This window comes from Microcystis sp. M109S1 (assembly GCF_020247025.1).
Taxonomy (GTDB): domain Bacteria; phylum Cyanobacteriota; class Cyanobacteriia; order Cyanobacteriales; family Microcystaceae; genus Microcystis.
Genome location: NZ_JADBRW010000262.1, coordinates 1 through 7,490 on the forward strand (window position 1 = coordinate 1; position 7,490 = coordinate 7,490).

At 46.0% G+C, this 7,490-nt stretch carries 6 protein-coding genes and 1 pseudogene; 2 read left to right on the forward strand and 5 right to left on the reverse strand.

Annotated features, from left to right (window positions below; all coding sequences use genetic code 11):
• The coding region (locus IM322_RS13080) for a Crp/Fnr family transcriptional regulator (RefSeq protein WP_287675349.1) at positions 1–442 on the reverse strand (442 nt) is incomplete at its 3' end.
• A gap of 55 nt (positions 443–497) precedes the next feature.
• Here IM322_RS13080 and IM322_RS13085 point away from each other — a divergent pair.
• Both IM322_RS13085 and IM322_RS13090 read left to right on the forward strand, forming a co-directional pair.
• Positions 498–1,697, forward strand: a complete 1,200-nt coding sequence (locus IM322_RS13085; protein ID WP_287675351.1) for an acetate and sugar kinases/Hsc70/actin family protein — start codon at positions 498–500, stop codon at positions 1,695–1,697.
• A gap of 393 nt (positions 1,698–2,090) precedes the next feature.
• Positions 2,091–2,417, forward strand: a pseudogene (locus IM322_RS13090) (ARC6/PARC6 family protein); the annotation flags it as partial.
• Positions 2,418–2,557: 140 nt separating this feature from the next.
• Here IM322_RS13090 and rsgA read toward each other — a convergent pair.
• The 4 genes from rsgA to dnaK form a co-directional block, all read right to left on the reverse strand.
• Positions 2,558–3,634 carry a small ribosomal subunit biogenesis GTPase RsgA gene (gene rsgA, locus IM322_RS13095; RefSeq protein ID WP_287675353.1) on the reverse strand — a complete coding sequence of 359 codons (1,077 nt, stop codon included), beginning with the start codon at positions 3,632–3,634 and terminating at the stop codon, positions 2,558–2,560.
• A complete protein-coding gene (locus IM322_RS13100) occupies positions 3,635–3,856 on the reverse strand; it encodes a sulfurtransferase TusA family protein (protein ID WP_287675355.1) in 222 nt (73 codons plus the stop codon). It lies immediately after the preceding gene.
• 2 nt (positions 3,857–3,858) lie between these two features.
• A complete protein-coding gene (gene dnaJ / locus IM322_RS13105; protein ID WP_287675357.1) occupies positions 3,859–4,983 on the reverse strand; it encodes a molecular chaperone DnaJ in 1,125 nt (374 codons plus the stop codon).
• A gap of 239 nt (positions 4,984–5,222) precedes the next feature.
• Positions 5,223–7,271 carry a molecular chaperone DnaK gene (dnaK, locus tag IM322_RS13110; RefSeq protein ID WP_287675361.1) on the reverse strand — a complete coding sequence of 683 codons (2,049 nt, stop codon included), beginning with the start codon at positions 7,269–7,271 and terminating at the stop codon, positions 5,223–5,225.
• Positions 7,272–7,490 lie beyond the last annotated feature (219 nt).

Here is a 7,490-nt window from a genome sequence, read left to right on the forward strand (position 1 = left end):
TAAGTTGACGCAAACGCTTGGCCATTAACTGAGAAAGACGAATTCCCGCTAAAGGTTCCGATTTGAGCAGATTAACAAAATCTTGGGCGGGAATACTGCTAATTGTGGCCGTGGTTAAGGTGATAGCATCGGTGGAGCGGGGAGATTCGTCTAAAGCGGCCATTTCTCCGACTATTTCCCCTCTACCGACGATATTTAAGGTGACTTCTCTACCCGAACTATCGTAAGTACGAATTTTCACCCAACCATCCAGAATAAAGTAAACCGAACCACCCCAATCATTTTCTAATAAAATCGCCCGATTAGCAGGATGAGTGCGGGTGACAGCATGAGAAGTAACTTGAGCGAGGGTTTCAGGGGGCAAACCGACAAATAAAGTGGCTGTATCTAATAATTTTTGAATTTCTGCTGATTTTTCGGCAGGATAGCGTTTTTCTTCCATAGTTTAATATTTAAATTTTGTCGGTTTTAGGCAGGTGATTCTACAATAGAAAGTTGTGGGTATTTTTAATTATCCAGTGACCGATAAACAGGATTTTTCCTCCCTACTGACCGAGATCGAGCGGATTCTTGCCAAGGTGATTTCCTCTCTAGTTAACCCGCAAGAAGTTACTTCCGAGACAATTATCGCCACTCGTCAACAATTAGAATCGGCCAGAGTGCTGCTTTCTCCCTTATTGTTGCCCGATCCAACCCCTGAAGTTGCCCGTTGGTCCCTGGGAATGGAGGTGCAACCAGAGGGGGTGAAAGTTGTCTTTTTTCGGGAAAGCCAGGGACTGATCGATTTTTATCCTCTTTCTTGGAGTCTGGCAACGGGAACAAGCGATCTCTTACCCTGCTCTCAGGTGGAAGAATATCTAATTAGTTGGCTATCTAATCGGGATTTTAGCACCGATTCTTGGCTCTGGGAAGCCCTAGATCGATTAGAAGCTATTATTATCACCGATGACGGGGAAACCCCCACGGATGACCTGAAAAAAGCCCTTCTCACAGCGCAACTAATACCCCCCGATCGCCTATCTAGTCTAGAAACAGCGATCGCTACTGCTCTGGCCCATATTCCCACTAGCGACCAACCCCAACCCCAAACCCTACTGGTTATCGAAGGGAAGCGGGAGACTACCACTTTAGCAATAGTGGAAGTCCCACCGCAAACTCGCTCTTTATCCCGTCAAGCGATCGCTCTGAGCCATTTTAACTACGGGGAAAACACCTATGAACGGGCCATACTCTCTCACTTAATTTATCCTCTCTGGCGTTCTTTTTTGCCTCTTTCCCGCTCCGCTCTCACCGATACTAATCCCTTAAAAAAATCTTTACTGGCAGCCGCTAGATTAACTAAATTAATCCTTCAAGAAGAAAGCGAATTTACCTCCTCTCTAGCCGGTCATACTTGGACGGTCAGTCGCACCGATTTAAATAAGAAGGTCATCATACCATATCTAGATAATTTAAGACAAAAAATTAATGATTTGTTAGAAAAACAGCAAAAAAGTCTTGAAGATATCGATCGAATAATTTTTAGCGGTAATTTTTTCTTAACCATTTGGCCTTATTTTCTAACAGAAATACAGCAAGAATTTGCCGGTTGCAATCTAGAGTCCCCCAGTCAGGAAACCTTCTCACCAGCAATCTTAGGTTTAGGTCGTCTCTGTTTATTTTCGGCTCTTAGAGGTGAGAAGGTCAATAATGCTTAAAAAAATCAACCTCAGTAGTAAAACTTAGGGTGCGTTAGACGGCCAAAATTGCTGCTTTGACTTGAAGGTAACAATCCATCGTAACGCAGCACCTATCATCAACTAAGTAGCCGGTTACAATTAAAGATAAAATACAAAGAACCAGAACCCTGTCCCACTATCTAACAATTAATTGAGATTACTTAGGGTTTGCGGCAAAAAGTTTTTCGGTGGGGGTAGGGTGTAGGGTGTGGGGTGTAGGGTTTTAACCATTTTGAGGGGGTCAATTACCTAATTTTCAGGGAAAAAGTCACTGAATTTTCCCTCCCCCCGATCACTCCCATGTCCAGTACTTTTTGATTTCCCAAAAGTCTAAAAGTCTTACCCAACAAGGTTTTTATATTTATTCAGCAGACCCTACTTACAGGTAAAGCTTATAATGACAAAATAAAAAGCTCTGATGGTCAAGAAAGTTCTTCCGAATGGTTAGCTAATAATGGTGCTTATTATATCTATGGAGTTCAGAGAATAGATTCAGTTAATAATTTTACAGCCTCTGGCGATCAAGCTACAGTTGATGTGGTGGTTACTGAAGAAAGAACCCTCTATAACAGTCAGGGTAAAATTGATCAAAAAAATAGTGCTTTTACTACCTTATTAGTTCGCTATAATCTTGAAAATGACGAGGGAACATGGAAAATAGCTCAATATAGAACCATTAAAAATTTAGTTCGTAGATAAGTTGAATTAATCACAAAGTAGAAACAAAAAAATGAAAAATAGTTCAGATAAAACACATAGATACAATCATTGCTGTTAAATTTTCATCTTTAGACAGTATTTATAAAGTAACCCTTAGGATAAACGAAACCCAACCCATTCTATTCAGAATCGTCATTATAAATATCTTGGAGAGTTTTATTTTCGTAGCGTTCCTGATCTTGATTTTTGCCGCGACGGGAAGGACGACGATATTTTTTATTGGCTAATTTGGGTTCGTAGGTTTCTTGACCTGCTTCTTTAATTTTTAACTTTAAACTTGACTCTTTTGTGCTAGTTTTCTGTAATGACTGTTCTCGTGCGATCGCTTCTTCTAAAAACTCTAAATAATGTTGGTAACGTTCCCAATCTCCCCTCACCACACAGTTAGGTTCCCGACGGTGAGTACAATCATTAAATTGACAATTTCCTAAAGCTAAACGCTGTCTCACTTCCGGAAAATAAAAAGTTAATTGTTCCGGTGAACAGTTAATATCCGGTTGGTTAAATCCCGGACTATCGGCCAATAAACCCCGATTTGGTAAAGCAAATAACTCCACATGACGGGTGGTGTGACGACCTTTTTGTAGTTTTCCCGACACATCCCCCACCCGTTGATTAATCTCAGGAATTAGACAATTAATTAAACTCGATTTTCCCACTCCCGAAGGACCGGCCAAGAGAGTGATTTTATGGTTTAATTGTGCCAATAAAGCCTCAAATCCCCTATTTTTCTCCACACTGACAAAAAAAGGCCGGTATCCCCAACTAGCTAGGCGATCGCCCCAGACCTCTATTTGTTCCGGTTCCCCCAGATCAATTTTATTGACACAGACCGCAATTTCTAAGCCTGTGGACTCGGCTTTCACCAAAAAACGACTGATCAGCCAAGGATCGAGTACGGGTTCAGCAAGGGCAAAAACTAGCAAAATCTGCTCGATATTGGCAACGGCCGGCCGATCGATCTCGGTACTGCGGGGGAGGACTTCTGCGATCGCACCCTGCCGATCATCAAAATTGGCTTCCTCCACGCGCACCCGATCACCAACCATCACCGATTGACCGATTTTTTGCAAGCGAGCGCGACGGGTACAGAGAAGATTCTCGCCGATAACGGGAGAATCCAAGCGTACCTGATAGAAATTCGCCTGTACGGCCACCACTGTGCCGTATAAATCGGTTAATTGTGCATCTACCATTTAGGAATCGGGGCGATAGACTTTGAGAACAAAAAAGCTATCTCGGTCTTCGATCGATTCTATCTGATAACCCTCCACTGTCAGGCTAGTGGGAACCTGTTCGACCGGTTCCCCGGCATCTAACCAGACTTCCAACCGTTCCCCGGCGGGCATTTTCTCTAATTGCAATTTTGTCCGGACAAAATTAATTGGGCAGGGAGTGCCGCGCAGGTCTAAAGTCATAATTATTTATGGAAGATATTACCTAAAAATCCCTCGATACCGCCTTTCCCCACGGTTTCCCCGCGAACTTTTGCTAATTTTTCCAGCAATTCCCGTTCTTCTCCGGTGACACGGGTAGGAATCGAGATTTTAACGGTAATGCGATGATCACCGCGGCTGACGGGATTGCCTAATTTGGGAACCCCTTTATTTTCTAAAATCAGTACGGTGTTCGGTTGAGTACCGGCAGGGATAGTCAGGTCTTCTTGGCCATCTACCGTATTAACTTTGATGGTACATCCTAAAATCGCTTGGATATAACTAATCGTGATATCCGATTTAATATCATTACCTTCCCGTTGAAATTCCCCATCGTTTTCCACGGTTAGATAAACGAATAAATCCCCCGGCGGCCCGCCTTTAAGTCCTGCGTCACCTTCCCGGGCAACGCGCAATTTCATGCCGTTGTCAACCCCTGCGGGGATGGTAATTTTCAGTTTTTTGGTTTCCTGTCTGCGTCCGGAACCGCCGCAAACGTCGCATTTTTCCTCGATCACTTCGCCAGCACCGTCACAGGTGGGACAGACCGAAACTTGAGCAAAAGTACCGAAGGGAGTACGGGTGGCGCGACGCACCTGACCAGTACCATTGCAAGTAGTACAAGTACGGGAACTGGTTCCTGGTCTGGCCCCACTACCTTTACAGCTTTGACAGGTTTCCAGATGACGGATGCGGATTTCCTTTTCGCCGCCAAAGACAGCCTCGCGGAATTTTAGTCTAAAATCGAGACGTAGATCCTCGCCCCGGGTAGGGCCTGTGCGTCGGCGGGCGGTTGCTTGGCCGCCCATGCCCCCGAAACCACTAAAGATTGTCTCAAAGATATCGGCGAAACCGCCCATATTGTCGGGATCAAAACCGGCAGCGCCCCCAGAAACCCCAGCTTCACCAAAGCGGTCATAACGATTGCGGGTTTCTGGTTCCGAGAGAATTTCGTAGGCGCGGTTAATTTCTTTGAAGTGTTCCTCGGCTCCTGGTTCTTTGTTAACATCGGGATGGTATTTTCGGGCGAGACGACGATAGGCGCGTTTGATGTCTTCTTTGCCGGCATCTCGCGAGACACCTAGAATTTCGTAGTAATCAGTGGGCATAGGGGACTATGGTTCTGCTGGCAATTTATAAATAAAGTTTAAGTCTAGTTGTTACTTTAACAAACTATACATAATAGTTTAGTTGGGTTATCCCTACTATTTTTGCTGGGGGTTAGGGGATGGGGGATAGGGGATAGGGGATAGGGGATAGGGGATAGGGGAGAAAAAAGCTGAAAACTCACATCTGATCACTGATTACTGATTACTGATCACTGAAAAGGCTGATGGCTTTTCCCTTTTTAATCTACGGCCTCGTAGTCACTGGCACTCATTTCTTCGCCATCGTAGGGGTGATCATCACTGCCCGATTCGCCGGATTTAGTTTCCAGATTACTATAGGTTCTGGTTCTAGTGTGGGAGAAGGTTAGCCCCTTGGCGAAGGTATTGGAGGAAGTGGCTTGGGTGCGGGTGGGTCGGGTCAGTTTTTCGGTGACATCGATCGATTGAAAACCAGTACCGTTGAGGGGTTGGGTTTCCTCTTGTTTACCCGTGTAGATGCGGGTACCGATTTCGAGGACAATCTGACGAAATTCTTCCAGGATGGTTTTTAGCTTTTCTGGGGATATGGAAGGGTCGCGCAGGGCGATTTCCAACTGTTGCCGCTTCTGGTCGGCCAGTTGCCGGATATCGGGGGCAACTAACTCGCTGTTTTCCCTGAGGGTGACTTCGTAGCTATAGAAAAGACTATCGGATTGGTGGCGAATATCGATCATTTGCAGACGACCGCGATCAAATTCGGCGTATTTTTCGGCTTCTAGGCGCATTTTTTCAATTTCGTTCGGTTTCAGCCCTCCAGTATGACTAATGACAATACTTTGTTCCTTGCCGGTGCCTTGGTCGCTGGCGGCCACTTTCAAGATGCCGTTAACATCGATCTCGAAGGCCACTTCGATTTGTGGCATACCCCTAGGGGCGGGAGGAATTCCCGTCAGGAGAAATTTACCGAGGGTTTTATTATCCCGGGCCATGGCCCTTTCCCCTTGCAGAACATGAATTTCCACCGAAGTTTGACCATCGGCAGCGGTGGAGAAAACCTGAGATCTACTGGTGGGGATAGTGGTATTGCGATCGATAATTTTGGTAAAGACTTCGCCGAGGGTTTCAATGCCGAGGGAAAGGGGGGTGACATCAAGAAGGAGGACATCTGCCACTTCTCCACCTAAAACTCCAGCTTGAATCGCCGCCCCCAAAGCAACGGCCTCATCGGGGTTAACAGAGCGATCGATCTGGCCCGCAGAAAAGAAACGGGAGATTAATTGCTGTACGGCGGGCATTCTGGTGGAACCGCCGACGAGAATGACACGGTTGATATCGCTAGGCTGCAGTTCGCTATCTTTGAGGGACTGTTGTACGGGTTCGAGGGTTTTTTCCACTAATTCTCTGGTTAATTCCTCGAATTTAGCGCGAGTTATTTCCAATTCTAGGTGTTTAGGACCGGTTTCGTCGGCGGCGATAAAGGGGAGATTGATCGAGGTGGTAATCAGGCTAGAAAGCTCGATTTTGGCTTTTTCGGCGGCTTCTCGCAGTCTTTGGATCGCCATGCGATCGCTGGACAGATCGATGTTTTCTTGGCTTTGAAAGTTCTCCACCAGCCACCGCACTAAGAGGTTATCAAAATCGTCCCCCCCAAGATGGTTATTGCCGGCGGTGGCTTTCACTTCAAAGACTCCCTTCCCCAGTTGCAGGATGGAAACGTCGAAGGTTCCTCCCCCTAGGTCAAAAACGAGGATATGTTGATCTTCGTTTTGTTTATCTAAACCGTAGGCCAGGGCGGCGGCGGTGGGTTCGTTAATAATTCTTAATACTTCTAGTCCTGCGATTATCCCCGCGTCTTTAGTGGCCTGACGTTGGGCATCGGTAAAATAGGCGGGAACTGTAATCACGGCCTCGTTAATCGGTTCTCCCAGATAGGCCTCAGCATCGGCCTTTAATTTTTGCAGGATCATGGCCGAGATTTCTTGGGGGGTAAATTCCCGATCGCGAATTTTGATATTGACGGTATCATCGCGACCGCGTCGGCAATGATAGGCAACTCGTCCCCTTTCTACCTCGGTGTCTGGCCAACGCCTACCGATAAAGCGTTTGATGCTATAGACGGTATTTTCGGCATTAGTGACCGCTTGACGTTTGGCCAGTTGTCCCACTAGGCGCTGGCCCTTGCCGAATCCCACGATACTAGGAGTTGTCCTTCCCCCTTCCGAGTTGGCAACTATAATCGGCTGACCTCCTTCGAGTACGGCAACACAACTGTTGGTTGTCCCTAAGTCGATGCCGATGACTTTTCCCATGACGCTCTGATAATAACTATAGTTAATAGGATACAATCGCTGACAAAAATTATCCGCAAATTAGAAACGGGCTTTAACCCAAAATTTTGGGTTAAAGCCCCGTCCTTTTAGGACGGCTTTATGTGAAAATGAAATTGGTTTGAATCCCCTGAGTGGGCGGTAGTGAATGGCTCGATTGAGTTGAACCCTTGAACTCGAAAGTCTGCATAAGAGACAAAA

Coding starts and splice junctions, on each gene's coding strand:
- IM322_RS13100 (WP_287675355.1), bottom strand. CDS start 3,856: ATGACTTTAGACCTGCGCGGCACTCCCTGCCCAATTAATTTTGTCCGG.
- dnaK (WP_287675361.1), bottom strand. CDS start 7,271: ATGGGAAAAGTCATCGGCATCGACTTAGGGACAACCAACAGTTGTGTT.
- dnaJ (WP_287675357.1), bottom strand. CDS start 4,983: ATGCCCACTGATTACTACGAAATTCTAGGTGTCTCGCGAGATGCCGGC.
- rsgA (WP_287675353.1), bottom strand. CDS start 3,634: ATGGTAGATGCACAATTAACCGATTTATACGGCACAGTGGTGGCCGTA.